21 protein-coding genes and 1 tRNA gene are annotated in these 25,595 nt (G+C 45.8%); 17 read left to right on the top strand and 5 right to left on the bottom strand.

Annotated elements, in window-relative coordinates; translation table 11 throughout:
* The first annotated feature begins 29 nt into the window (after positions 1-29).
* The 4 genes from DXN04_RS21465 to DXN04_RS21450 all read left to right on the top strand — a co-directional run bounded on the left by DXN04_RS21465 (position 30) and on the right by DXN04_RS21450 (position 4,960).
* Positions 30-1,466 (top strand): glycoside hydrolase family 28 protein, encoded by a 1,437-nt coding sequence (locus DXN04_RS21465; protein ID WP_116855444.1) that lies wholly within the window; start codon positions 30-32, stop codon positions 1,464-1,466.
* Positions 1,467-1,494: 28 nt separating this feature from the next.
* Positions 1,495-1,962 (top strand): hypothetical protein, encoded by a 468-nt coding sequence (locus DXN04_RS21460; protein ID WP_116855443.1) that lies wholly within the window; start codon positions 1,495-1,497, stop codon positions 1,960-1,962.
* A 219-nt stretch (positions 1,963-2,181) separates the two neighbouring features.
* On the top strand, positions 2,182-3,102 hold the full coding sequence (locus DXN04_RS21455) for a family 2A encapsulin nanocompartment shell protein (protein ID WP_116855442.1): 921 nt from the start codon (positions 2,182-2,184) through the stop codon (positions 3,100-3,102).
* Complete coding sequence (locus DXN04_RS21450; RefSeq protein ID WP_116855441.1) at positions 3,089-4,960, top strand: family 2A encapsulin nanocompartment cargo protein cysteine desulfurase; 1,872 nt, start codon at positions 3,089-3,091, stop codon at positions 4,958-4,960. The genes DXN04_RS21455 and DXN04_RS21450 overlap by 14 nt, the downstream gene beginning before the upstream one ends.
* Positions 4,961-5,021: 61 nt before the next feature.
* Here DXN04_RS21450 and DXN04_RS21445 read toward each other — a convergent pair whose 3' ends face one another.
* From DXN04_RS21445 to DXN04_RS21435, 3 genes are read right to left on the bottom strand one after another with little or no spacing between them, the layout of a single operon-like run.
* On the bottom strand, positions 5,022-5,555 hold the full coding sequence (locus DXN04_RS21445) for a DUF4256 domain-containing protein (RefSeq protein ID WP_116855440.1): 534 nt from the start codon (positions 5,553-5,555) through the stop codon (positions 5,022-5,024).
* 18 nt (positions 5,556-5,573) lie between these two features.
* Positions 5,574-6,044, bottom strand: a complete 471-nt coding sequence (locus tag DXN04_RS21440) for an SRPBCC family protein (protein ID WP_116855439.1) — start codon at positions 6,042-6,044, stop codon at positions 5,574-5,576.
* Positions 6,044-6,367: an ArsR/SmtB family transcription factor gene (locus DXN04_RS21435; RefSeq protein WP_116855438.1), complete on the bottom strand. Its 324-nt coding sequence runs from the start codon at positions 6,365-6,367 to the stop codon at positions 6,044-6,046. Before DXN04_RS21435 ends, DXN04_RS21440 begins: the two co-directional genes overlap by 1 nt.
* A gap of 145 nt (positions 6,368-6,512) precedes the next feature.
* Between DXN04_RS21435 and DXN04_RS21430 the strand changes: the two genes are divergently transcribed.
* Positions 6,513-7,463, top strand: a complete 951-nt coding sequence (locus tag DXN04_RS21430; RefSeq protein ID WP_116855437.1) for a hypothetical protein — start codon at positions 6,513-6,515, stop codon at positions 7,461-7,463.
* A 193-nt stretch (positions 7,464-7,656) separates the two neighbouring features.
* Here DXN04_RS21430 and DXN04_RS21425 read toward each other — a convergent pair whose 3' ends face one another.
* Complete coding sequence (locus DXN04_RS21425) at positions 7,657-8,517, bottom strand: alpha/beta fold hydrolase (RefSeq protein ID WP_116855436.1); 861 nt, start codon at positions 8,515-8,517, stop codon at positions 7,657-7,659.
* A 207-nt stretch (positions 8,518-8,724) separates the two neighbouring features.
* Here DXN04_RS21425 and DXN04_RS21420 point away from each other — a divergent pair, with 207 nt between their 5' ends.
* The gene (locus tag DXN04_RS21420; protein ID WP_158569099.1) at positions 8,725-10,623 is read left to right on the top strand and encodes a DUF4132 domain-containing protein; all 1,899 of its coding nucleotides are present in this window, start codon (positions 8,725-8,727) and stop codon (positions 10,621-10,623) included.
* Between the two features lie 62 nt (positions 10,624-10,685).
* Here the strand turns inward: DXN04_RS21420 and DXN04_RS21415 are convergent.
* Positions 10,686-10,758: transfer RNA gene (locus DXN04_RS21415), tRNA-Lys, on the bottom strand.
* A gap of 164 nt (positions 10,759-10,922) precedes the next feature.
* On the opposite strand from DXN04_RS21415, the gene DXN04_RS21410 reads away from it, so the two are divergent.
* The 11 genes from DXN04_RS21410 (at position 10,923) to DXN04_RS21360 (ending at position 25,406) form a co-directional block, all read left to right on the top strand.
* Positions 10,923-11,735 carry an SDR family oxidoreductase gene (locus DXN04_RS21410; RefSeq protein WP_116855434.1) on the top strand — a complete coding sequence of 271 codons (813 nt, stop codon included), beginning with the start codon at positions 10,923-10,925 and terminating at the stop codon, positions 11,733-11,735.
* A 229-nt stretch (positions 11,736-11,964) separates the two neighbouring features.
* The gene (locus tag DXN04_RS21405; protein ID WP_116855433.1) at positions 11,965-12,801 is read left to right on the top strand and encodes an SAM hydrolase/SAM-dependent halogenase family protein; all 837 of its coding nucleotides are present in this window, start codon (positions 11,965-11,967) and stop codon (positions 12,799-12,801) included.
* A 253-nt stretch (positions 12,802-13,054) separates the two neighbouring features.
* On the top strand, positions 13,055-16,285 hold the full coding sequence (locus DXN04_RS21400; RefSeq protein ID WP_116855432.1) for a glycosyltransferase family 117 protein: 3,231 nt from the start codon (positions 13,055-13,057) through the stop codon (positions 16,283-16,285).
* 165 nt (positions 16,286-16,450) lie between these two features.
* On the top strand, positions 16,451-17,221 hold the full coding sequence (locus tag DXN04_RS21395) for a DUF5995 family protein (protein ID WP_116855431.1): 771 nt from the start codon (positions 16,451-16,453) through the stop codon (positions 17,219-17,221).
* 11 nt (positions 17,222-17,232) lie between these two features.
* On the top strand, positions 17,233-18,489 hold the full coding sequence (locus DXN04_RS21390; RefSeq protein WP_116855430.1) for a metal-dependent hydrolase family protein: 1,257 nt from the start codon (positions 17,233-17,235) through the stop codon (positions 18,487-18,489).
* A gap of 98 nt (positions 18,490-18,587) precedes the next feature.
* Positions 18,588-18,998, top strand: coding sequence for a transcriptional regulator (locus tag DXN04_RS21385; RefSeq protein ID WP_116855429.1), 411 nt, complete (start codon positions 18,588-18,590; stop codon positions 18,996-18,998).
* 47 nt (positions 18,999-19,045) lie between these two features.
* Positions 19,046-19,885: a VOC family protein gene (locus DXN04_RS21380; protein ID WP_116855428.1), complete on the top strand. Its 840-nt coding sequence runs from the start codon at positions 19,046-19,048 to the stop codon at positions 19,883-19,885.
* A gap of 291 nt (positions 19,886-20,176) precedes the next feature.
* Positions 20,177-20,905 (top strand): peptidase associated/transthyretin-like domain-containing protein, encoded by a 729-nt coding sequence (locus DXN04_RS21375; RefSeq protein WP_116855427.1) that lies wholly within the window; start codon positions 20,177-20,179, stop codon positions 20,903-20,905.
* Positions 20,906-21,100: 195 nt separating this feature from the next.
* Positions 21,101-23,335, top strand: coding sequence for a formate C-acetyltransferase (gene pflB, locus DXN04_RS21370; RefSeq protein ID WP_116855426.1), 2,235 nt, complete (start codon positions 21,101-21,103; stop codon positions 23,333-23,335).
* A 90-nt stretch (positions 23,336-23,425) separates the two neighbouring features.
* On the top strand, positions 23,426-24,211 hold the full coding sequence (gene pflA, locus DXN04_RS21365; protein ID WP_116855425.1) for a pyruvate formate-lyase-activating protein: 786 nt from the start codon (positions 23,426-23,428) through the stop codon (positions 24,209-24,211).
* Positions 24,212-24,347: 136 nt separating this feature from the next.
* Entirely contained in the window at positions 24,348-25,406 is a 1,059-nt protein-coding gene (locus DXN04_RS21360) for a DUF2167 domain-containing protein (protein ID WP_116855424.1), read from the top strand.
* Positions 25,407-25,595 lie beyond the last annotated feature (189 nt).

Raw genomic sequence — 25,595 nt, 5'->3', positions numbered from 1 at the left:
GCCAGTTATATTTGTATCTTGGAATAACTATGAATAGAATCATCGTTTTCTGCCTGCTCTTCCAGAGTATGCATGCCCTGGCACAAAAAGAATATCCAATTACCCGTTTTGGAGCAAAAGCCGGAATGAGGTTTGACAATGCACCCTGTATACAGGCTGCAATAGATTCCGCAACTATTACTGGTGGTACCGTCATCATTCCCAACGGAACATTTATGACCAGTACAATTTTCCTCAAAAGCAATGTCACCTTACAACTGGATATGGAAACTACCCTGCTCGGGAGCAGAGACAGGATGGATTATGGCAAATCAGGGCCCCTGGCACTGATCGTGTGCAAGGACCAGCAAAATGTAAGAATTATAGGCGGTGGAATGATTAATGGACAGGGCAGGGAGCTGGTAGAAAGTACCATTCAGAACCTGCGGGAAGGCAAGCTCCGGGACGATGAATGGCTGAAGAAAAGGCCCTCAGAAAAGAACAGGCCAAACCTCCTGTATTTTGAAAACTGTAAAGGTGTCCTTGTCAAGGGTGTGACATTAAAAGATGCAGCCAGCTGGGTGCAATTATACAAAGAATGTACGGATGTGACAATCTATAAAATTACCGTAGAAAGTAACGCTTATTGGAACAATGACGGTATCGATATTGTTGATTCAAAGGACGTGCTGATAAAAGGCAGCTTTTTTAATTCAGCAGACGATGCAATTTGCCTGAAGTCAGAGAACCCTGCCCGCCTGTGTGAGAATGTAACAGTGAAGAATTGCATCCTACGTTCCAGTGCGAATGGCTTTAAATTAGGAACTGGTTCCCTGGGTGGTTTTAAGAATATTGTAGTGGAGAACCTCACCGTCTATGATACCTATCGTTCAGCGATTGCCCTGGAGGCCGTAGACGGTGGTAGCATTGAGAATGTGAAAATAACAAACGTGCGGGCATACAATACCGGGAATGCACTCTTCATCCGCCTGGGAAAACGGAATACTGATGCACGGTACAGCACCGTGAGTAATATCCTGGTACAAAAGATGGAAGCAGAGATTCCTTCAACAAAGCCGGATATTGGCTATCCGCAGGAAGGACCCTTACCAAAAATCCCTTTTCGTTTTTTGCTGCCTGTGGTCATAGCAGGTATACCCGGTCACCTGGTGACGAATGTACAGCTCAGGAACTTTGACGTGCACTATGCAGGCGGAAATGACAAAGCAGAAATAGCACCGGTCCCGGAGCAGGCAGCTGGCTATCCTGAATTCACCATGTTTGGTGACCTGCCTGCATGGGGATTGTATATAAGACATGCTTCGGGTGTTCAGGTAGAGGATTTTAAACTGGGCCTGGAGAAACCAGATTTCAGACCAGCTTTATATTTTGAGGATGTAAAGGAGCTACAATTACAGCGTGTAGGGGTACCTGATAAGGAAGTAATAAATGCATCTCGTTCCGAAACGAAGACTATTTCATATTAACAATTATCTTTGTTTAAAATTGATACATATGTTCGAGCAATTAGCATCTCTGATCCAGGAGCACAGTCAGCAAAGCGTAGCTGAAAACCCCGCAATACCAAATGAGCACAACCAGGGCGTGGTCGAAGAATTGAAGAATGTTATCATCTCTAAGGTAACAGGTCTGGTGACCAGTGGCCAGACAAACAAGATCACCGAAATGTTAGCTTCCGGTGGCAATACGCCAGAGACGAAGGATATGGAAAATAACTTTGCTACCAATATCATGCAGAAGTTCGGGATCAACAACCAGGTAGCTACCACAATTGCAGCTACCCTGATTCCCGGTATTCTGAATGCACTGAAAAATAATGGTAGTGTGCAGCAGATCCTGGCTTCCCTTGGCGGTGGCAACCTGCAGGACTCCCTAAGTGGTCTGGGTGCGAAACTTGGGTTGGATAAAGATGGCGATGGTGATGTAGACCTGGGCGACTTAGGCAAGATGTTTAAGTTTTAACATTTACTTCATATTATTTAAAACCCGCTTTGGCCTTGTGCTAAGGCGGGTTTTCTATTTACCAGACTGTGTTGATAGACTAAGTAAGAAGGTTTGTTATATCAGAGATTTATTTTAATATAGTACCCATATTAATTAACCACCACAATGAAGAACTGATCCCACCAGTCAGTCCTGATTATTCATCTTTCTTTTATCATTTACTAAAACGCTATCCCCATGGCAGAATCAAAGACCAGGCAGCAAACTGCACTCGGTGACGTGGCCGCACGGCAGCTGGCCATTGCCACACGTACCGTTCCTCAGATGAGTACTATCACCCCAAGATGGCTGACCCATTTACTAAGCTGGATCCCGGTAGAATCAGGGATCTATCGACTGAACAGGGTAAAGGATGCTACACAGGTAGAAGTAGACTGCGGCGGTCGTGATGAACGTACCCTTCCGCAAACCTTTGTAGACTACGTAGAAGATGCCCGGGAGTATATGCTCACAGCAGTGAACACGGTACTGGATGTACATACCCGTGTATCAGATTTGTACAGTAAACCTTATAACCAGATCAGTGAACAGTTACGCCTGACTATCGAAGCGATCAAAGAAAGGCAGGAAAGCGAATTAATCAACAACAAAGAGTACGGCCTGTTAAGCAGTATTGCGCCATCACAGCGTATTAAAACCCGTACAGGTGCCCCCACGCCTGATGACATGGACGACCTGCTGGTTAAGGTCTGGAAAGAGCCGGGTTTCTTCCTCACACATCCGCTCACGATTGCCGCATTTGGCAGGGAATGTACCCGCAGGGGCGTACCTCCGCCTACAGTTTCTCTGTTTGGTTCACAGTTTATTACATGGAGAGGCGTGCCGCTGATCCCTTCTGACAAAGTACCGGTTGAAAAAGGGAAGTCCAAAATCCTCCTGATCCGCACAGGCGAGAGCAGACAAGGTGTGGTTGGCCTGTATCAACCGAATTTGCCTGGTGAGCAGTCCCCGGGTTTATCTGTTCGGTTCATGGGTATCAATGAGCGTGCAATCGCTTCATACCTGGTATCCCTTTATTGTTCATTGGCAGTATTGGTAGACGATGCCATTGCTGTACTTGAAGACGTTGAAATCGGTAAATACCATGAGTACAAGTAATCCATTAGATACCGCCCTCCTTGAGCAACTGGCAAATCAGTATTTCCAGGCGCAGCCGGGTCAACAGCCTGCGGCATCGCACAATGATATACTGTTGCAACACGGGGAGACGGTGAATATGGCGGAGCCGCAGACAAGTCTGCACGATCCGCACTTCCCCGGCGGCAGGGGCCTTATTCCTGCTTCAGTGGCGGGCAGTGGCAAATCCCCTTCTGCACAGCAGCTGGGCGAGGATCCGAAAATAGGTGGGCCCGGGAACCAGGTGGATACTTCTACCCTGACCTCCACTGGTGGGGGCAGAACTCCTGCTTCATTGCCGCTGGAAAATGAGCATACCTTTGAGGCACAGTTGCAGCAGGCGCTGAAGGGGATTACGCAATATGCGCCTACGGGGCAATTACCTTTTACTGGTCATTCCAGCGACCAATTGCCCTTTTCCGGCATCCCCGGTTCTCAGCCGCCCCTTCCCGGTTTCCCGGCAGCACAATTACCCTTTTCCGGCATCCCCGGTTCTCAGCCGCCCCTTCCCGGTTTCCCGGCAACACAATCGCCCTTTTCCGGTGCTTCACAGCTCCCATTTGCAGGCTCCTCCTATTATTTCATGCCCTCCGATGCACCTTCCGCAGTAGGCTCCGCTCCATTTGATGTGAATAAGGTGAAAGCCGATTTCCCTATTCTCAATCAATATGTAAACGGGCGTCCGCTGATCTGGCTGGACAATGCAGCAACCACACAAAAACCCCGGCATGTCATTGAAAGACTCAGCTATTTCTACGGGCATGAGAATTCCAATATTCACCGTGGCGCTCATACCCTCGCAGCAAGAGCAACGGATGCATACGAAGAAGCCCGCAAAAAAGTGCAGCTCTTCCTGAATGCAAAAAGTCCGAACGAAATTGTCTTTGTGCGCGGTACTACAGAAGCCATCAATCTTGTAGCCAACAGTTGGGGGGATCAAAACATCAAAGCCGGCGATGAGATTGTAGTCACCCACCTGGAGCACCATGCGAACATCGTTCCCTGGCAACAGCTGGCAGCCCGAAAAGGTGCCGTGCTGAAAGTCGCTCCTGTAGACGATGACGGACAAATTATACTGGAAGAATATGCCCGTCTGCTGGGTCCCAAAACCAAACTGGTTTCGTTCACACAGGTCAGCAATGCGCTGGGCACCGTCACACCAGCAAAGCAGATGACGGATCTTGCGCATCAGGCAGGGGCTAAGGTATTGATAGATGGTGCACAATCCGTATCCCACATGAAGGCGGATGTACAATACCTCAATGCAGACTGGTTTGCATTTTCAGGGCATAAAGTATTTGGCCCTACAGGAATAGGCGTATTGTACGGCAAAGAAGACCTGCTGAATGAAACCCAGCCCTGGCAGGGTGGGGGCAACATGATCAGTGATGTCACCTTTGAACATACAAAGTACCAGCCCGCCCCTGCGCGATTTGAAGCAGGTACAGGCAATATTGCTGATGCTGTAGGATTGGGTGCTGCTATCGATTATGTAAATAGTATAGGCATTGAGTTAATACACCAGTACGAGCATTATTTATTGCAATATGCAACACGCTTATTAAAAGATATTCCCGGATTAAGATTGATTGGTACAGCGCCTGACAAGGCAGGAGTACTATCATTTGTATTGCAGGGATTCAGAACTGAGGAAGTGGGAACTGCATTGAGCAATAACGGTATTGCCGTACGTTCCGGTCATCACTGCGCACAGCCTATACTGCGTCGCTTTGGATTGGAGAGTAGTGTACGGCCCTCTCTTGCATTTTATAATACCTGTGCAGATATTGATGCACTGGTAGCAACAGTACACAGATTAAGAAGCGCCTCACCATTGTGAGGCGCTCCTATAACCTACCTTATAATGTTATCATCTCCTGTTATTTTAGCATGCCGGTTATTTATACTTTCAATAACCCGCGGAAACCCCGCGCCGCATAATACGATTGCGCACCATTGTGATACACAAACACCCGGTCATACCTGCGATCACCAAAGATAGCCCCTCCCAGTTTCCTGACTGCAGGAGGCGTCAGCAGCCAGCTGGAGGTCTTCAGATCAAACGCTCCCAGTGCCTGCAATGCTCTATACGCCTCTTCATCCAGCAATTCAATGCCGATGGCCGCCGCCATTTCCGTTGCACTATCCGCTGGTTTCGCTTCTTTCCTTTCATCCAGCGCCTGCTGGTCATAACATACGCTTCTACGTCCCTTCGGACTTTCAGCAGAACAATCTACAAAAGTATATTCACCTGTCTTTTTATCGAAAGCAATGACATCCGGCTCACCACCTGTCTCTTCCATGATGGCAAGCACTTTTAGTTTCTTCGGACTGGCAGTCAGCTTTGCTTCTACCTGTGCCCATTCAATTCCCTGATGCCTGTTCTTATGTTTTTCAAAACGGGTTTTTAATATTTTCAGCAATTCAGTACTCATATGGTTATTTTAATTTGTTTACGAATTTAACTTCTTCACCAAGGCTTCCAAACGATTATGCGCCATGTTCAAACCCTGCTTAAATGGCAGTTTCAGCATCTGGTCTCTCAGCGCCCCTGACCTGTATACAATCTGCATCGTCAGCTTACTCCTGTCTTCATCCAGTGCTTCAAATTCCAAAAATTCCAACTGCACATCAAAAGGTGCATTGCCCATCTCAAAAGTCCGCGTGATCTTTTTATTTGGTACAAACTCATGGTATACCCCACTGGCAGAGAATACAATATTCCCTTTATCGTCGCTGGTATCAAACTGCCAGCTACCGTACTTTTTATTCTCCAGTTTTACAACAGTTGTACTCATCCATTGAGCAACAATATCAGCATCTTCATATGCTTTGAAGAGTAATTCAACCGGCAATTCAAACTCCCTGGTGATGGTGAGTTCCTGCTTACCGTCTTCAGCGTGGATTTTAGTCTTCAGTTCCATTATTTTTTTTGTTTGTAGGCTTTCATAATATCTTCCAATTTATTAAACCTGTCATCCCAGAGTTTGCGGAAAGGCTCGATAAAATCAGCGATTTCTTTCATTTTATTAGGGTTCAGATGATAGTAAATTTCTCTTCCATTTTGTTGTTGATCAAGGAGTTCGCATTCCGTGAGAATAGCGAGGTGCTTGGACACCGTAGGTCGGGCCGTGTTGAAATTGGCGGCAATGGATCCGGCCGTCATTGCCTGTGACGCCAGCAGCATAAGAATAGCTCTCCTGGTAGGGTCAGCGATGGCTTGAAAAACATCTCTTCTGATAATCATTATGAAGGTATTTGGCTACAAATATAAATGTAGTCATTTAACTACGCAAATATAAATTTGAGAGCGGTCATACTGCCCTTCATATAAGCATGATAATAATCATCTATAATAATTATGGTCTGATGTTTGTCGTTTAAATGCCATTATGAGAAAACCTGGTTTAACCATTTCGTTTTGGGCCTTATACACCCTGGCCTTTACCGTTGGCCTCCCTATGATTATCTATTATTCCTCAGGGGATATTCCTGAAACACCCGGAGAACCAACTAATTTCACCTACCTCTCGATTGGCCTTGCAATAGTAGGATGGCTACTGGTTCTTGCTTTCTATGGCAGATTTTATATCAAAACTGTCTTTACCAACAAAGCAGAAATCTTAAAACGCGCAGATGAAGGCAGTACGGTGATCGCAACAATTACCAGCAAAGTGCAGGAAGGTATGATGCGCCATATCGCAGTATTGCAACTCAAACTGGCATTTACGAACTTCTCCGGTACGCCTGTTGAAGTGAATTACCAGCTCATGGACAGCAAGCCTGAGGAGAACCGCTATGAGAAGGGAAAGATGCTTGAACTGAGTGTGAATATGAAGAAAAAGGGTGGACAGATCGTACCAAAAGGAGTAAAGGTGGAGCATAATGTGCCCATGGTATACCTGTACACCTTTATCTTCCTGGTATTGATTGGCGTAGCGGTTTATTTCCCTTTGTCTGAGGACTGGCGATATTTTGTATTACCACATCCCTGGACCCTGATTCCTTTAATCAACCTGGGGACAGCCTTATTTATCGGATTTCTGCTGAAAATGATAGTGAATGCCAGCGGCGATAAAAACTCCGTGCGCATGGTGGTATATGGTCTGAAAGTAACTGCAGACATTCTTAGCTACCAGCAGACAGGCATGTATATCAATGAGCAGCCACAGGTAGCATTCAATGTGGAATTTACTGATAAGCAGGGCAAACGGCATAGCATAGTTGTGAAGAAAATCGTATCCCTGCTGGAAGTTCATAAACTGGAAACAGGACCTGTAGAAATCATGTATCTGCCCGAAGATCCGGGAACGATTGTTTTTTATGAAGACCTAAGTTTATAATGATATAATGAAATGTAAGTTTATAACGATAAAATAAATTGAGGTTGTAGCGAAAGTAAAATTCCGGGATTTAATCAGGATCCCCAATGGCGGGCATTTTCTTTTTCGAATTCTCCATGCCGTCAAATTACTTCCGATACAACCTCAATAAAGTGGCTTAGTCCTTAGACTAAAAAAACTGCCTCTATAAACCTTAAAACATAGGTGGGTTCGGATCCAGATCAGATGCCAGAAATTCATTGACCATAGGAATCCAGTAATCCGTATGCATCATCATCCCGATATGTGTGGTGCCTGGCAAAATCGCCAGCCGTGATTTGGGCAATCCATGCAAATCGCCCGTTTGCCCACCGCCTTTTGCTTTAAACAGCTCCAGTGCATGTTCATACCTCACCCCATCCGCATCACCAATGATCATAAAAATGGGTGCTTTGATCTGCTTCACGGCCGGTGTCCAGTCATACGGCTTGTCATCAATACTCAGAATTTTCTTCACCCATGCAGAAAACTGAGCAGGATCATTTCCATAGCTGATATATGCCTGTTCAATGGGAGAGCCCTTAAAGATATCAGCATTCATCGTTTTAAAACTTGCTTCCACATCCGGCCACCAGCCGTTACTGGCATAGGTAGCTGATAAAACCACGAGTCTGCGTACCTGCTCAGGATGTCGTACTGCTACCTGGAAGGCGATGGCACCCCCCAAACTATAACCTAAAATATCCGCGCTATCTACTTTCAGGTGTTTAAGCAGGGCCGACACATCATCGGCCATGGCTTCGCAACTCATGGCCCTTGGAATATCTTTCGTGTGCCCATGCCCCTGCATTTCAGGAACAATAACTTTGTGCGTTTTGGCCAATACAGGAATGACCTGCGACCAGTTCATCGCAATGTTCATAAATGACCCATGGAGCAATACGATAGGTTTGCCTTCGCCATACACTTCATAGTACATTTTCAAACCGTTTACATTTACATAAGCAGAATCTTTATTGGCCTTGACTGAGCAGGTCATCAGCAGCAAAATAAGGGTGATAATATTTTTATGCATATCTTTAATTGTTTCAATACAAATTTCTCAGGAAAATGCATACCAATGAATGTGTGTATGCGACAATTATGGGGGAAAATGCGACATATGCCGGTAATAAACCGTATACACAATATTTAAATAATAGAATTGTTTAGGAGTCCCTTACCTATGAAGATTTTAGCACCCTTATTTTCTGTTTTTAATAAGTTGGATAATCACCTTGTCATGCCTGAATCACCCTGGTATGAAGAGGCAGCAGCACTGATCGACCAGGTGGGCAGGAACGAATATCAACATTTGGTATTTAGCTGGCTCGGCTTCCAGGTAGAACAAAAAATGGCCTGGGATGCACAGTCCCGCTATTATTGGTTACGGCAACCTATAAAACCCGGTCTTGCAGATGGCATGACTGCTATGGAGCAGGTAGCTGCGACGATGATACCTGATTGGTATGCAGCCAGGGAGAAAGAGAGCGCCAGGTTGTCAGATCAGGTGGGTTTGGAGTTTTATCCACCGGAACAGAAACTTATAAATAGACTGTCCCCAACAAAGGTGCAAAGAAAGTTCGCGCATTTACAACGCCAATCTCCCTACCTATTATCAAAAAAATACCCGCTTAGCTATACCTTGACCGGGCGTTTGCTACGGGGCATCCTGCATACTGCCGCAATCATCAGGTCTCCTGAGATGTTGGAGATGGTAGAGACCTTTGGTCTCAATAATCCGGAGTATATACTGGATGTCATCCACATATATGCCCAATTACCTTTGGGCGAAACAGTTGCCCGCTGCAGGTTCCTGCGTGATCGTCTACACACAGATTTCCCTGTCTGGCAGATAGAAGGCCGCCTGCGGAGGATGGGGGATAAGCATAAAAGACCGGTAAAGGATCTCAAAGCTGCAAACATCCCGACACTGGGTTTTGATGAACATCATACTTTAGTAAAACAGGTGGGGCCATATCAGGTCGCTTTCCATTTGTTACATCCCCGCCCATTTGAATTCTCCCGGCAACAGGAGGCGGCGTTTTTGTCCAATGAATTTAAATCAGCCAGGAAAGCGCTCTATGCAATTTGCAGAAGAGGCCTGAAGCAGTTGCAGGATGAATGCCAAAAGATTGAATCATATTATAACCATCCGCAAAAATGGCTCTATAAGGACTGGCTGCCTACATATATCTTACATCCTTTTACAGGTGCAATTGGAAAGCGCCTGATCTGGTTATTTTCTTCAGATAAACAACAACAGGAGGCGATCTGGACTCCCCAGGGCTTTACAACCATTGATGGCACTGTATTGAATTGGATAGACGACAAGACAGGTGTTGAACTCTGGCATCCCGTCATAGCTACACCTGCCCTGATCAGCCAGTGGCAGAAATACTTCATCCAGAATCAGATCCTGCAACCATTCCGGCAGGCATTCAGAGCAGTGTACAGGTTAGCAGCTGTCGCACCTGATGACCCGGTACACGATCGGACTTTTCAGGGACATATCATGGACTGGTTCCTCATGGACGGTGCTTCGAGAAACTGGGTAACGCATCATTTTCAAAAGGACTATCCCTCTTTTAACCTGAAGGCAGTTTTCTCGTTTGAACGAATCAATGAGATCGAACTTCCTCCTGGAATCACAGGACACTATTTCATCAGGTCTGGTGATATTCATTTTCTGAACCATTTATTGGCAAAGGAATCACTTGTAAATATTCCTGCACTCGTTTATTCAGAAACATTGCATGACATAGATTGCTTTGTAGAAAATTCCAGTATTGGTAATGAGTCGGCATGGGAAGGAGCGCGCGATGCGGAGAGCCGTGCTGCCTGGCATCATTATGCCTTCGGCGAACTACTGGCTTCGGCACTCATCAGGAAAATTATCCTTACATACATTATTCCTCAGTTGACGATTGCAGATCAACTCAGCATTGATGGAGATTACTTAACAGTAAATAATTATAAAATTCATATAGGGAGTGCGCAGGTGCTAAAAGGACCGGGTAATGAGTTCGTGCGCGTGGATGCAAGTGGAAATGACGCTGGGCTGGATCAGCTATTTATACCTATAGAAGGGGATCGTGTGCTGCAGGAGATTATTGAAAAAGTTTTCATTTTAGCACGGTGATACCATCACATCATCTTCCTAAAACGAACGAAAGCCGCGAAACATCGCGGCTTTCATTCCTGTGATCCCGTTGGGACTCGAACCCAAGACCCATACATTAAAAGTGTATTGCTCTACCAACTGAGCTACGGAATCATACCCCGTTTGTGATTGGGAGTGCAAAGATAGGAATTATTTAATATTTCCCAACTTTTTGACAACTTTTTTTAAAACATACTTACAGTTTTACTCCCTCCCCACAAACAAAATCTAATATTATCCAATATCCCACCTATTTTTGTGCCTGCAAAAAACCGCTCATGCAACAACCTTTCGAAAACAAAGTAGCCGTTATCACCGGTGGTACTTCCGGTATCGGCAAAGCCATCGCCATTGATCTGCTCCGCTCCGGCGCCAAAGTAGCCGTGTGCGGCCGTAAGCAGGATGCCCTGCAAGCACTGAGCGATGAGCTGAAAACAAATGCCCTGTTTACCTATGTGGCCGATGTCAGTAAAGAAGATGATTGTAAAGCTTTTATCGGACAAACAATTGCGCATTTTGGTAAAATAGATATCCTTATCAACAACGCAGGCATCTCCATGCGCGCCCTCTTCCACGGTGTCAATTTGTCTGTCTTAAAACAACTGATGGATATCAACTTCTGGGGTACCGTATATTGTACCAATTATGCATTACCTTCCATCCTCGAAAATAAAGGAACAGTTGTAGGTGTATCTTCCATCGCTGGTTACCGTGGCCTGCCCGGCAGAACCGGTTACTCCGCCAGTAAATTCGCCATGCAGGGTTTCCTGGAATCACTCCGCACTGAACTCCTGCATACAGGCGTAAACGTAATGTGGGTATGTCCCGGTTTTACCGCTTCGAATATCCGCAATACCGCACTGAATGAAAAAGGAAATGTACAAGGCGAAACACCCCTCGATGAAGGTAAACTGATGACTGCCGAAGCAGTTGCACAGGCTATCAATAAATCGATTGCTAAACGGAAACGTACTTTAGTGTTAACAGGACAGGGCAAACTGACCGTGTTACTGAGTAAACTACTGCCCGGATTCCTCGATGGAATGGTGTACAACCATTTTAAAAAAGAACCTAATTCTCCTTTAAAATAATTGAGTCTCAGTCCGGATCTGAATGAAAGTCAGTTCCGGACTTCTCACAACTTTTATATTCACAGCCCCAAACCCTTACCAATTACACTTCACAGAGTTATTCACATCTGAACAAGTATTTTTATATTGACAGTCTCCCGCATCTAAATATTATCTTACTTTGCATTAAAATCAACGCCAGTCTTCAATGGCATCAAATTTGAAGATAAAGCGAATCTAATAATCACGAATGTCCATTATAACACTAACATCAGATATCGGTTTACAGGATTACCTCGTCGGTGCCATCAAAGGGCAGCTGTCGCAGGACTGCCCCGGTGCTCAGTTAGTGGACGTTACTCACCAGATTTCTCCGTTCAACCTGCCGCAGGCTACGTATATCTGTAAAGGTGCTTTCGCGCATTTTGCAGCAGGTACATTTCATATAGTACTCATTAATCTGTTCGATAGAAAAGCAGATCATGTGTTGCTCGCTCAGCACAATGGTCAGTATATCGCCTGCGCAGATAACGGGCTGATTACCATGATTGCAGAGGGGTTACCTGGAGTAGTAGTCAAATTACCACTCGAAAAAGATCAGCCGAAAGATACCTTTGGCATCCTCAAACGCTTTGCGCAGGCTTTCAACGATCTCAAAAGCGGTAAGAAATTAACTGACCTGGGAGAACAGGCAAACGAATACGTCATTAAGAATAATTTACAGCCCATGACCGGGCAGGATTATATCGATGGTCAGATCATCCATATCGACAACTTCGAAAACGTCGTGGTAAATATCACCCGCAAACAGTTCGAAGAACAACGCCAGGGCAGAAAGTTCTCCATCTTCTTCCGCAGGGATGAAGTCATCTCCGCTCTCAGTGAAAGCTATTCCGATGTACCGGAAGGGCATAAGCTGGCCATGTTCAATGCCGCCGGTTACCTGGAAATCGCTATCAATAAAGGGAATGCCGCCGGCCTGTTTGGTTTACAGGGATTCCGGAGAGATCAATTGACCAGTCAGCAGAATACCGGCTACCAGAAACTGTCGTTTTATCAGACAGTGCGGGTCATCTTCAACGAATAAAATCATTTTACTTACATGCCGGCCCCAGGGCCGGCATTTTTTATCCCCACCCCTCCATAATTCATTTTTCCCGGAATTCCACTGACGTATTTCTCCCATTCATTAAAATAGTATTAAAAAATCCCGGCCCCAATCCCATAAATCCCTGGAAATCTTCATTTTTTTTCACTTATTAAAGAAAAAGTTAAAACTGTTATCTCTAATTATCATAATTTGCTGCTTTTTATATTTTTGTCGGACCTAAAACATCTCTATGAATTTTAAAAGGACCAACAACATTGTGGGTTGGGTTATTTGTATCATTGCCTGCACTGTCTACATTATGACTATGGAGGCGACCGGCAGCTTATGGGACTGCGGTGAGTTTATTAGCACCGCCGCTAAGGTGCAGATACCTCACCCTCCTGGTGCGCCACTTTTTGTGCTGTTGGGTAGGCTCTTTATTATTTTCTTCGGCCAGAAGCATGCCGCTATTGGTGTTAACACGATGTCTGCCCTCGCTAGTGGATTTACTATCCTCTTCCTCTTTTGGACTATCACCCACTTCGCCCGCCGTCTCATGGTTAAACCCGGCGAATCGATTTCCGGCGAAAAAATGATCGCTATCATGGGCGCAGGTATCGTAGGTGCCCTCGCTTACACATTCTCCGACTCTTTCTGGTTCTCTGCTGTGGAAGGTGAAGTTTACGCTATGTCGTCTTTCTTCACTGCCATCGTATTCTGGGCCATCCTGAAATGGGAACACGAATCAGAAGAGGCGTATGCCGACCGCTGGATTGTGTTTATCGCTTTCATGATGGGTCTCTCCATTGGTGTCCACCTGCTGAACCTCCTCACCATCCCTGCTATCGTGATGGTATATTACTTTAAACGTTACAAAGTGACCCCAATGGGTACCTTCTGGGCGTTTATTATCGGTTGTGCTATCACAGGTCTGATTCAGAAATTCATTATCCAGGATACTATCAAGGCTTCAGGTTATATGGACGTGTTCTTTGTGAACTCCCTGCACCTGCCTTTCTTCACCGGCTTTGCTTTCTACTTTATTGCTATTGTAGGCGCACTGGTATATGCCCTCAGAAATCCAAAATTCGGCATCTACGGTCCATTGATCCTGATCGCTTCCGTAATCGTCATCCCTGCATTCGTTGATGCCGATGGTGGTGGTATGGTATTCTTCAAGATCCTGGTCGCCGCCGCTGTTATCGCTATTCCATGGCTGGTAAAACAGTTCGGCGGTAACCTGCTGGCTGCTCCTGTCGTACACGCTACCAAACTCACGATCTACTGTACACTCTTCCTCTTGCTGGGCTACTCCACTTATATTACCACCATGGTAAGGTCTACTGCCAACCCGGCTGTGGACATGTATAATGTAGACAATCCCATCTCCCTGGTAGGTTACCTGGGCCGTGAACAGTACGGTGACTTCCCCCTGATCTATGGTCAGGTATTTACCGCACGTCCTACAGAATACAAAGAAACCAGTAACATCTATGCCCGCGGCCTGGATGAAAATGGCAAATCCAAATATGTAGTTGCCGGTAAAAAACAGGAACCTGTTTATGCCGCAGAAGATAAGATGTTGTTCCCACGCGTATGGGACGCATCCAACGATCAGGGGCATGCTGACTACTATCGCAGCTTCCTGGGCTTAGATCAGGGCCAAAAGCCAACTTTTGGCGACAACGTGAAGTTCTTCCTCGAATACCAGGTCAACTTCATGTACTTCCGCTACTTCATGTGGAACTTTGCCGGTAAACAGAATGACACCCAGGGTTATGGCAACGTGAGAGATGGTAACTGGATCTCCGGTATCTCTTTCATCGATAACTTCCTGTATGGTGATCAGTCTATGATGCCGGATTCACTGAAGAACAACAAGGGCCACAATACCCTGTTCTTCCTGCCATTCATCTTAGGTATCTTCGGTCTGCTGTACCATTATAAATACCACCGCCGCGATACCCTGGTAGTAGGTCTGCTGTTCTTCTTCACAGGTTTCGCTATCGTATTGTACCTGAACCAGGCTGGTAACCAGCCACGTGAGCGTGACTACGCTTATGTAGGTTCATTCTACGCATATGCAGTATGGATTGGCCTGGGCGTACTCTCCGTTTACCAGTTCCTGAAGAACAAGGCTAAACTTGCCGTAGCTGCGCCAGTAGCAACCCTTATCTGTATCCTGGCTGTACCCGTGCTGATGGCTGCCCAGGAATGGGATGACCATGACCGTTCTACCAAGACCATCGCTAAAGATGTAGCAGCTGACTACCTCGAGTCCTGCGCACCCAATGCAATCCTCTTTACCGTAGGTGATAACGATACTTACCCACTGTGGTTCGCACAGGAAGTAGAAGGTATCCGTACCGATGTACGCGTGATCAACCTGAGCTTACTCGGTGTGGACTGGTATATCGATCAGGCCCGCCAGGCGGTGAACCAGAGTCCGGCAATCCCAATGACCTGGACTGCTGACAAATACCGCGGCGAAAACCACAACTACGTTCAGTTCTACGACGGCGGCAACTTCCCGCAGGATAAATTCTATAACCTGAAAGAAGTACTGTCATTCATGGGCTCTACTGATCCCCGTGCGATGGTAACTACTCAGGCAAATGATCAGATGAACTACCTGCCTGTGAAAAGGCTGTTCATCCCGGTTGATAAAGCCGAAGTACTGGCTTCCAATACTGTAAGCCCTTACGACAGCGCCCGCATCCTGCCTCAGCTGCCGTTCCAGATCAATAAAAACTACCTGTTGAAGAATGACCTCGCTGCACTGGATATCATTGCTACCAATGCATGGAAACGTCCAATCTACTTCACCAGCCCAACCGACCTGGGTCTGAACGACTACCTCCGCATGGATGGTCTGACATACCGCCTGGTTCCGCTGAAGAAAGAAGAAAGTGATGATCCAATGGGTGCCGAGAAAAACGTAAACGTGCCGGTGATGTACGATGTAATGATGAATAAATTCACCTTTGGTGGTGCTAATATTCCAACCACTTACTTCGACGAGCCTAACCGTAAACTGCTCCAGTACCTGAGAAATGCATATACCCGCCTGGGTACTGCACTCGCACTGGACAATAAGAAAGAACAGGCATTGCTGGCACTGAATAAAGCTGACAGCAACCTGCTGCAAAGTACCTTCCCTTACGCTATGACCACTCCGGGGCAGATGCATAACTACAGCTCTATGCAGACTGTATATGCTTACTACCTGGCTGGCGACAAGAAAAAGGCAGAAGAGATTGCAAGCCTGATCAAGAAAGATTGTAACCAGCAGCTGAATTATTATCGTAGCCTGCCTCAGAACAGGATTACAAGCGACCTGCAGCGTGACGGCCAGATGGCGCAACAGTTCATTTCATTACTCGATCGTATGAAATCGGACTTTAGCGACTCCAGCCATCGTCAACAGCTGGATGTGCCTGGTGGCAACGTCATCAGCGCTGATGATTCTTCTGGTAAATAAACATATTGTATGTAGTAAGTACAGTCCCCGGTTCTTATGAGCCGGGGATTTTTTATTATAATACCCCTGTTATTTAAATTTGAATAAAACACCCCATTCGCAGCGCCCGGTATTTTTACTACCTTGGATTAATTTTAACTTGCTACCAAAATAAACCCCCAAAACATGCCCGCACAAACTATTGACGAGGTGATCCTCCGCCTGGAACAAATTATCTCAGATGCAATTACCACAGACAACAGAGCCGGCTATTTCGCCGCCTTATATCACAAAGTCACCTGTCGCGTAAAAGAAGGAATCGCCATCGGCGAATTCCAGGATGGTCCAAGGATGGAAAAGCTCGATGTCGTCTTTGCAAACCGGTATATTGCCGCTTATGATGCATGGACGGCAAAAAATAAAGCCGCTGTCTCTCTCTCCTGGCAGATCGCATTTACACAGTTGCAAAAACGCTCCGTGCTGGTATTACAGCATTTGCTCCTGGGTATGAATGCACATATCAACCTTGACCTCGGTATTGCCGTCGTAGAAATCGCAAAGGAACTGAACACACCCTTACAACAGATCCACCAGGATTTCAACAGCATTAATACCATTCTGGCTGCACTGAGTTACGAGGTGATCAATGAGCTGAACCGCATCTCTCCTTTATTATCATTATTGGGAAAACACTCCGGCAACAACTCCTTATTAATACAGTTCGCCCTCAGCAATGCGCGGGATGGTGCCTGGTGTTTTGCTGAAGACCTTTATAATAATGGCAATACCATTGCCTCCCGCGATCAGGATATTCATAAACTGGGAGGGAGCATCGTCACCACACAAGGATTTATCAAACTCACTGTACTTATTATTCATCTGTTTGAGTTGAAAAATCCTTCGAGGATTACCAGCATTTTAAGAAATTACCAGAAAACCTATATAAAAGTGCATTAACTTAGGTAGCTATGAAAACGGCCGCCACCTCCTTATTCTTATTACTTTCCTTATTTGTAAATGCTCAATCCATTATCCTCTTCAAACCGGACCGTGTGTTTGATGGCACCGCGATGCATGCCAACTGGTGGGTATTGGTAAAAGATAGCCTGATCGTGGCAACAGGAGCGCCAAACACCATCCAGGTCCCACAAAACACAAGGATTATTGACCTGAAAGGCATGACGCTGATGCCTGGTTTAATCGAAGGTCACTCACACCTTTTCTTACATCCTTACAACGAAACCAGCTGGAATGACCAGGTACTGACTGAATCACCTGCAGAACGTACAGCCCGTGCCGTAGTACATGCCCGTGCCACTCTAATGGCGGGCTTTACCACTGCACGTGACCTCGGTACGGAAGGTGCCATGTATGACGATGCAGGTTTAAAAGAAGCGATCAACAAGGGAATCATTCCCGGGCCACGCTTGCTGGTAGCTACCAGGGCAATTGTTGCTACGGGCAGTTATGGTCCTAAAGGATACAATGGTGAGATCCCATTGGGTGCCGAAGAAGCCGACGGTACCGATGGCCTTACAAAGGCAATCCGCTCCCAGATCGGCCATGGTGCAGATGTAATCAAGCTCTATGCTGATTACCGCTGGGGACTCAATAAAGCCCCCGCAGCTACTTTTACGACGAATGAACTTAAACTGGCCGTGGAAGTAGCGGCCAGCAGCGGGCGGTATGTAGTAGTGCATTCAGGTACTGAAGAAGGCATGCGGCGTGCAATAGAAGCAGGCGTACGCACAATTGAACATGGAGATGGTGGCACGCCTGAATTGTTTAAGTTAATGAAGGAGAAGAATATAGCACTTTGTCCTACGCTGACGGCAACCGAATCTATTGCCGCTTATAAAGGCTGGCGCAAAGGAGTGGATCCTGAAACGCCGGCTGTCAAACAGAAGCATAAGATTTTTACGGATGCGATGCAGGCGGGTGTTACTATTTGTATGGGTGGTGATGTGGGCGTTTTTTCCCACGGGGATAATAGTCGTGAAATGATCCTGATGGTTGAATATGGCATGAAGCCCCTTGATGTATTGCACGCTGCCACCGCAGTAAATGCAGGTGTGTTTGGTTTGCCATTGCTGGGGAATATCAAACCTGCTTACCTGGCAGATCTCCTTGCAGTAAAGGGAGATCCCCTAAGCGATATCTCAGTGTTGAAGCAGGTTGTCATGGTTATGAAGAATGGTGTCGTAGTGTCGGCAGCTAAACAATAAAATCAGTCATGTTGAATCATGTCGTAGTGTCGCATTTTACCTGTTAATTGTCTTTTTTACCCCCCTTGAACCGTTTTTAATGATCGTATGTTTACTCTATGGAAACAACGACATTACAAAACGATCTGCTTGTGTATTGTGTTACTGCCAGCTCATTTCCTGAAGGAGTAAAGCAGGCCCATGAAACATTGCATAGTCTCACGCCTTTTGATGAAAAGAGGAAGTATTTCGGGCTTTCCTGGCCGGCAGCCGATGGTCGTATTCTTTACCAGGCGGCAGCAGCAGAACTTCATCAGGGCGAGTTTTCCAAACACCACCTGGAAACCAAAGTAATCTCAAAAGGAGAGTACCTGTTTATTGACGTACATGATTTTATGAAAGACATTCCCGCTATTGGCAATGCCTTCCAGCAGTTAATACATGATAGCCGGATTGACCCTGCCGGTTTTTGCATTGAATGGTATAAGGGAATGGATGTATGTCGCTGTATGGTCAGAATAGCCTCCTGAAAAAGTATTCCATCGTTAAATAAACTATTCCTTAAAATCCAACACTCATGAATAATTCCATCTATCCATGCCTCACCATCAAAGGAAAAATTGCGGAGGCGGCTGACTTTTACCTGGAGACCTTCGGAGATGGTTCCATTACCAGCTCCAACCCAATCGTCATCACCCTCAAACTGAGCGGCCAGCAATTCATGTTACTCAACGACGGGCCTTCATCTACCCCCAATCCGTCTATTTCCTTCATGGTTGTGAGTGAAACTGAAGCAGAAACTGAAGCTTATTATTATAAACTGAGCAAGGGGGGAAGTACTCTCATGCCACTGGACAAATACCCCTGGAGCCCCAAATACGCCTGGGTGCAGGACCAGTACGGTGTCTCCTGGCAACTCTATACCGGAGCCATGAACGATGCAAACCAGAAATTCTGCCCAACCCTCATGTTCACCGGTGCGAAAGCCGGCAAGGCAGAGGAAGCGGTGCATTTCTATACCGGTTTATTCCATGATTCAACCCTTCAGGGCATCCTGAAATACAGCGAAGGAGAAGACAATACTAATTTTGTAAAGCATTCCCAGTTCAAAATCAAGCATTTCGTTGCAATGGCAATGGATAGCTCCGCGGAGCATGGATTTGGTTTCGTAGATGCCATCTCCCTGGTGGTGAACTGTAAAGACCAGGCTGAAATAGACAGGTACTGGGATGGTCTCATTGCCGACGGTGGCCACGAGGTAGCGTGCGGCTGGCTGGTCGATAAATACGGCGTAAGCTGGCAGATTGTGCCTGATAAACTGGGCCAGTGGATGTCAGAACCTGCAAAGTTCCAAAGGGTGCTGAATACCCTGATGAAGATGAAAAAGCTCATTTACGCTGAGTTGGAGAATGCATAAATCCAGCCTGGCTATAGTGAATCATTATTACCTCTTTTACATTATAACATCACCAAAAGGTCACCAAAAGGTCACCTCAATATCCCGGGGATATACAGGTGCCCTTTTGGTGACCTTATAGTACCGATTTAGCGTACTATTTTCACACTGGCTACCTTATACTCAACTATTCATTTCCGCCTCATAAAACCTGCAACCCCGCGAGAAAATCGCGGGGTTTCTTATACAATTGTTTGTTAATATTTATCAGTTTCTTGTTTGTTTTTCCCGGCTGTAATAGATTGTGCCCTGATGAGTATTAGAATTCTACACAAAACATTCGGTTTATTTATTTTCCTGGTCGCACTTACATCACTGTCCATTGCTCAGACAGTGCAGATCAGGGGTACCGTGTATGAACGTACGGAACGCTATGGCATGGCAGGCGTAAGTGTAATGAGCTCTGCAGGTGGCGGTACAGTCACCGATTCCCTGGGGCATTATGCCATCCGCCTCACCATGAAAGACTCCCTTAGTTTCTCTTACCAGGGCAAAGCGACCATGAAATTTCCGGTAACAGAAATCAACGCGAACCGACCCTTCGATATCGGGTTGCATGTAGATATCAAAGTACTCCCGACCGTAGAAGTACAACACAAAAGTTATAAGGAAGACTCCACCGAATTCAGGGAAGAATATAAAAAGGTCTTCAATTTCTCACAGGACTATCTGGCCACAGGCATGGGAGGTGTTGGTGTGAACCTGGATCTCCTGCTGAGCATGCGTAAGGCTAAACGGATGGAACACTTCCGTCAGCAACTGCTTGCCATTGAACAGGATAAATATATTACGCATCGATTTAATATGCCGCTGGTAAGGCAACTGACAGGCCTTGAATCGCCTGCACTGGATACCTTTATGGTCAGGTACCGGCCCAGCTACGAGATGCTGCTGGACTTTGAAAATGAATACCAGTTCTATGAATATATCAAGGGCTGGGGATCCTACTTTGCTACACAGTGGAAAAAGGAACATCCATAAGGGTGCTAAAAGGGAGTGTAACCTTTAGTTAAATTCTCCGGGAAATACGCCCAAATGAAAGTACCTGCAATCAAATTTGAAACAAAACGCAATTTCTGCAACTATAATCACTCATTCGGCTGACCACGAACACTATTTCCCCACTCCCCGCAATTTAACTTTGTATCATTATCTAGAGAATAAAAATTCAAGGATATGATAAAAGATGTGACCGCTGTTCCTTTCAAATCAGGTGATTGGAATACTACAATGAACGTATATGATTTCGTTGTAAAAAACATCAGACCTTACCAGGGTGATGCTTCATTCCTGTCCGGCATTTCTGCAAAAACTAACCGCCTGTGGGATGTCGTTAAAAAAGAACTGCTCAAAGAAAGAGCAAAAGGTGGCGTTTTAGCCATCGACACAGAAACCATCTCCAATATGACCGCCTTTGCGCCGGGCTATATTAAGAAGGAAGATGAAGTAATTGTTGGCCTGCAAACCGATCAGCTGCTCAAACGTGCCATGAAACCTTTCGGTGGTATCAAGCTGGTTGAATCTGCTGTTAAAGAAAAAGGCCTGACCGTTTCTGAAAGGGTGATTGACATTTTCAATTATGCTAAAAACCATAATGAAGGTGTATTCAATGCCTATGACAGCGAAATCAGGGCTTTCCGTTCCAAACACGTATTGACAGGTTTACCAGACAACTATGCACGTGGCCGTATCATTGGTGACTTCCGCCGCCTGGCCCTGTATGGTGCTGATCAGCTGATTAAATTCAAAAAAGCTGACCTGAACAAAGTGGGTGGTGAAATGACCGAACACAAAGTTCGTCTGCGTGAAGAAATCAATTCCCAGATCAGTGCACTGAAAGACATGATCACCATGGCTGCAGCCTACGGTTGCGACGTATCCCGCCCTGCTGAAAATGCCCGCGAAGCTGTACAATGGGTTTATTTCGCTTACCTGGCAGCCGTGAAAGAACAGGATGGTGCTGCTATGTCCCTGGGTAATGTGTCCTCCTTCCTCGACATATTTATCGAAAGAGATCTGAAAGCTGGTTTGATTACTGAAGAAGAAGCACAGGAAATCATCGACCAGTTCGTAATGAAACTGAGACTGGTACGTCACCTGCGCCCAGGCAGCTACGATGAAATCTTTGGTGGTGACCCTACCTGGGTAACTGAAGCTATCGGTGGTACCCTGCATGATGGCCGTACGAAAGTAACCAAGACTTCTTTCCGCTTCCTGCAGACCCTGTACAACCTGGGCTCTTCACCAGAACCAAACCTGACCGTACTGTGGGCTGATGGTTTACCAGAAGGCTTCAAACGCTTCTGTGCACAGGTATCTATCGATACTTCCTCCATCCAGTACGAAAATGATGACCTGATGAGAGGTACCCGTGGTTCTGACGACTATGGTATCGCTTGTTGCGTATCTTACCAGGAAATCGGTAAATCTATCCAGCACTTTGGTGCAAGAGCAAACCTGCCTAAGGCATTGCTGATTGCCCTGAATGGTGGTAAAGAAGAAATCGATGGGGTGGAAGTGATCAAAAATATCCCTGCACTGCCTGAAGGTCCACTGGAATACAACCAGGTAATGGGCGTGTTCAAACAAACATTGACTGAACTGGCGAGAGTGTATGCAAAAGCAATGTTTATCATCCACTACATGCATGATAAATACTATTATGAAAGAGCCCAGATGGCCCTGGTTGATACCGATCCACGTATCGATATCGCTTACGGTGCTGCCGGTATCTCTATCATCGCTGACTCACTCTCCGCTATTAAATATGCAAAGGTTACACCTATCAGGGATGAACGTGGCCTGACCGTAGATTACAAGATCGAAGGAGAATATCCTAAATACGGTAACGATGATGACAGAGTAGATAACATTGCAAAAGAAATCACTCACTTCTTCATCACAGAACTGCGTAAACACAACACCTACAAAGGTTCTAAACCAACCCTGTCACTGCTCACCATTACTTCAAACGTAATGTACGGTAGTAACACAGGTGCTACTCCTGATGGACGTAAGAAAGGCGAACCCTTTGCACCAGGTGCCAATCCAATGCACGGCAGAGACTGTAGCGGGGCTATTGCTTCCCTGAACTCTGTTTGTAAACTGGACTATAGAGATGCTCAGGATGGTATTTCCAACACCTTCTCCATGATCCCTAAATCACTGGGTGATACAAGAGAAGAACAGGTCAACAACCTGGTGACTACCATGAATGGCTACTTTAACAAAATGGCGCATCACCTGAACGTAAATGTGCTGAACCGCGAAACACTGATGGACGCTTACGAGCACCCTGAGAATTATCCTCAGTTGACCATCCGCGTATCCGGCTATGCTGTAAACTTCGTGCGCTTATCCAGGGCGCATCAGCTTGAAGTGATAACACGTACTTTCCACGAGAGTATGTGATCAATTGGGACTAAGTAAGACAACAGCGGATCGCACCTGCGGTCCGCTGTTATGTCTCTCGTCATCTATCGCACCTTCCTTTTTAAGACTATGTTGTACTTTCCACTGCAGGACCTTGAGGCCGCCGCGCTAAACCTCGATGATCCGGAGCACCTTCGCATTCATTCACTTGAAACATTCGGCACACACGACGGACCAGGAGTAAGAATGGTAGTATTCGTACAGGGATGCCAGTTCCGCTGCGTGTATTGCCAGAATCCCGATACACTCGATGTACATGGCGGAATGTTAATCGGCATCGATGAACTTGTAAAAAGAGCCGACAGGCAGCGCAGTTATTTTGGAAAAGACGGCGGTGTCACCGTTTCCGGGGGAGAACCACTCCTGCAACGCAACAAACTTACTACCTTCTTTAAAGCATTGCATGCCATTGGCATCAATACCTGCCTGGATTCCAACGGACGACTCAACGATGCTGCTACCCACGAATTACTCGAACACACCGACCTCTTATTATTAGATGTGAAGCACATCAATGATGAATGGCACCATAAACTCACCGGTCTAACCAACAAAAATACCCTGGATCTCGCCGCTCACCGTGAATCTACCGGTAAACGCATGTGGTTAAGGTATGTACTCGTTCCCGGCTGGACGGACCAACCGGAATTCCTGGAAGAATGGGCCAAACACTTCACCCGGTATAAAACCGTAGACAGGGTTGAAATCATTCCCTTCCACCAGTTAGGCAGCCATAAATGGGATTTATTGAAAATGAATTATCCATTGAAAGGTTTGGAAGGTCCTACGCTCGAGGGCAAAAAGGCAGCTGTACATACCTTTAATAAATACTTCAACAACGTGGTGCTGAAATAAGCGCTTCGGCTAAAGCCATGTATAATCTATAATTGAAAATATTAAATCCATCCCCAGAAACTCATTTTCCGTCCAATATTTTCCTTCAGGATAAAAATTATGCTCACTTTTACACCGCTTAATTATATCACTGTATATGCGTAAATTCCTGTACCTGGCCGGATTACTGATGATGTCTCTTGGCCTGAAGGCAGCCAACCCCGAAGAAGATTCTACTGTCCTGTCTCACGAACTATATCTTCAATATGTAGATTCCGTCCGGCATGCAACAAAGTTTGAAACAGGACTCATTCACCTGCCAGGTGGCAAAATCGAACTGAATATACCAACAGGATTCAAATTCCTGGATGCAGAACAGAGCAAGTTTGTATTAACTGATCTCTGGGGCAATCCGGCAAGCGTATCAGATAGCATCCTTGGAATGATCTTCCCCGCAAATATGGATGCTTTCGATAGTTCTGTGTATGCTTTCATTGTACGATTTGATTCTATCGGCTATGTAAAAGACCACGATGCGGAAAAAATCAACTACGACGACCTGCTGAAAACAATGCAGAAAGAACAGTCCGACTATAACGCTGAGAGAACGAAGAATGGCTATGAGCCTATTCAAATGATAGGTTGGGCATCCACACCATTTTATGACAAAGAAAATAAAGTACTGCACTGGGCCAAAGAGCTGCAATTCGGTAATGAAACCCCGCATACTCTCAACTACGAAGTAAGAGTATTGGGCCGATATGGCGTACTGAATATGAATGCTGTGTGTACCATGAACGAATTGCCAAAGGTAAAGGCGGATATAGATAAAATCCTTAAACTCGCTCATTTCACCAAAGGAAACGCCTATGCTGATTTCGATCCGAAAATCGATAAAATCGCAGCCTGGACAATCGGTGGCCTGATAGCCGGGAAAGTGCTGGCCAAGGTGGGATTCTTTGCCATCATTGCCAAGTATGCAGCCGTGTTCTGGAAATTCATTCTCTTAGGCCTGGCAGCTGCCGGCGGATTTTTACGGAAATTATTTACCGGTAAAAAATCAAAAGGTCCTTATAGTGAACCGGTTGAAAAAGGAGAAACGGCAAACCCGGAAAAGGGAGAGCAGGAAGAAAAGGAAGAACAGGAAGTAACGGAAGTAAAGGAAGAGGAACAGCAAAAGGAAGAGAAAGACGAGGAAACAAAAAAAGAAGAATAATCAAGGTCCCAATCACAACACAATACCCAAAAAGGGCTGACCAATTGGTTAGCCTTTTTTAATTAGAGTACCAGCGCACACTTTATAAAAAATAACTCAATCCCCTCAAATAAAAAAAACGAAAACCCTGAAAAATTACGTAATCTGCTGCATTGATTCGATGCCTGAGTAATAATCCCCTGCAGCCCC

It is taken from the genome of Chitinophaga silvisoli (genome assembly GCF_003412465.1).
Classification (GTDB): Bacteria; Bacteroidota; Bacteroidia; order Chitinophagales; family Chitinophagaceae; genus Chitinophaga; species Chitinophaga silvisoli.
The sequence above is the reverse complement of the archived record's forward strand: the minus strand, read 5'-3'. Positions and strand labels throughout refer to the sequence as shown.

What these genes read in the sequence shown, in the direction of transcription:
- DXN04_RS21465 (WP_116855444.1), top strand. Translation starts at nt 30, where the DNA reads ATGAATAGAATCATCGTTTTCTGCCTGCTCTTCCAGAGTATGCATGCC.
- DXN04_RS21460 (WP_116855443.1), top strand. Translation starts at nt 1,495, where the DNA reads ATGTTCGAGCAATTAGCATCTCTGATCCAGGAGCACAGTCAGCAAAGC.
- DXN04_RS21455 (WP_116855442.1), top strand. Translation starts at nt 2,182, where the DNA reads ATGGCAGAATCAAAGACCAGGCAGCAAACTGCACTCGGTGACGTGGCC.
- DXN04_RS21450 (WP_116855441.1), top strand. Translation starts at nt 3,089, where the DNA reads ATGAGTACAAGTAATCCATTAGATACCGCCCTCCTTGAGCAACTGGCA.
- DXN04_RS21445 (WP_116855440.1), bottom strand. Translation starts at nt 5,555, where the DNA reads ATGAGTACTGAATTGCTGAAAATATTAAAAACCCGTTTTGAAAAACAT.
- DXN04_RS21440 (WP_116855439.1), bottom strand. Translation starts at nt 6,044, where the DNA reads ATGGAACTGAAGACTAAAATCCACGCTGAAGACGGTAAGCAGGAACTC.
- DXN04_RS21435 (WP_116855438.1), bottom strand. Translation starts at nt 6,367, where the DNA reads ATGATTATCAGAAGAGATGTTTTTCAAGCCATCGCTGACCCTACCAGG.
- DXN04_RS21430 (WP_116855437.1), top strand. Translation starts at nt 6,513, where the DNA reads ATGAGAAAACCTGGTTTAACCATTTCGTTTTGGGCCTTATACACCCTG.
- DXN04_RS21425 (WP_116855436.1), bottom strand. Translation starts at nt 8,517, where the DNA reads ATGCATAAAAATATTATCACCCTTATTTTGCTGCTGATGACCTGCTCA.
- DXN04_RS21420 (WP_158569099.1), top strand. Translation starts at nt 8,725, where the DNA reads ATGCCTGAATCACCCTGGTATGAAGAGGCAGCAGCACTGATCGACCAG.
- DXN04_RS21410 (WP_116855434.1), top strand. Translation starts at nt 10,923, where the DNA reads ATGCAACAACCTTTCGAAAACAAAGTAGCCGTTATCACCGGTGGTACT.
- DXN04_RS21405 (WP_116855433.1), top strand. Translation starts at nt 11,965, where the DNA reads ATGTCCATTATAACACTAACATCAGATATCGGTTTACAGGATTACCTC.
- DXN04_RS21400 (WP_116855432.1), top strand. Translation starts at nt 13,055, where the DNA reads ATGAATTTTAAAAGGACCAACAACATTGTGGGTTGGGTTATTTGTATC.
- DXN04_RS21395 (WP_116855431.1), top strand. Translation starts at nt 16,451, where the DNA reads ATGCCCGCACAAACTATTGACGAGGTGATCCTCCGCCTGGAACAAATT.
- DXN04_RS21390 (WP_116855430.1), top strand. Translation starts at nt 17,233, where the DNA reads ATGAAAACGGCCGCCACCTCCTTATTCTTATTACTTTCCTTATTTGTA.
- DXN04_RS21385 (WP_116855429.1), top strand. Translation starts at nt 18,588, where the DNA reads ATGGAAACAACGACATTACAAAACGATCTGCTTGTGTATTGTGTTACT.
- DXN04_RS21380 (WP_116855428.1), top strand. Translation starts at nt 19,046, where the DNA reads ATGAATAATTCCATCTATCCATGCCTCACCATCAAAGGAAAAATTGCG.
- DXN04_RS21375 (WP_116855427.1), top strand. Translation starts at nt 20,177, where the DNA reads ATGAGTATTAGAATTCTACACAAAACATTCGGTTTATTTATTTTCCTG.
- pflB (WP_116855426.1), top strand. Translation starts at nt 21,101, where the DNA reads ATGATAAAAGATGTGACCGCTGTTCCTTTCAAATCAGGTGATTGGAAT.
- pflA (WP_116855425.1), top strand. Translation starts at nt 23,426, where the DNA reads ATGTTGTACTTTCCACTGCAGGACCTTGAGGCCGCCGCGCTAAACCTC.
- DXN04_RS21360 (WP_116855424.1), top strand. Translation starts at nt 24,348, where the DNA reads ATGCGTAAATTCCTGTACCTGGCCGGATTACTGATGATGTCTCTTGGC.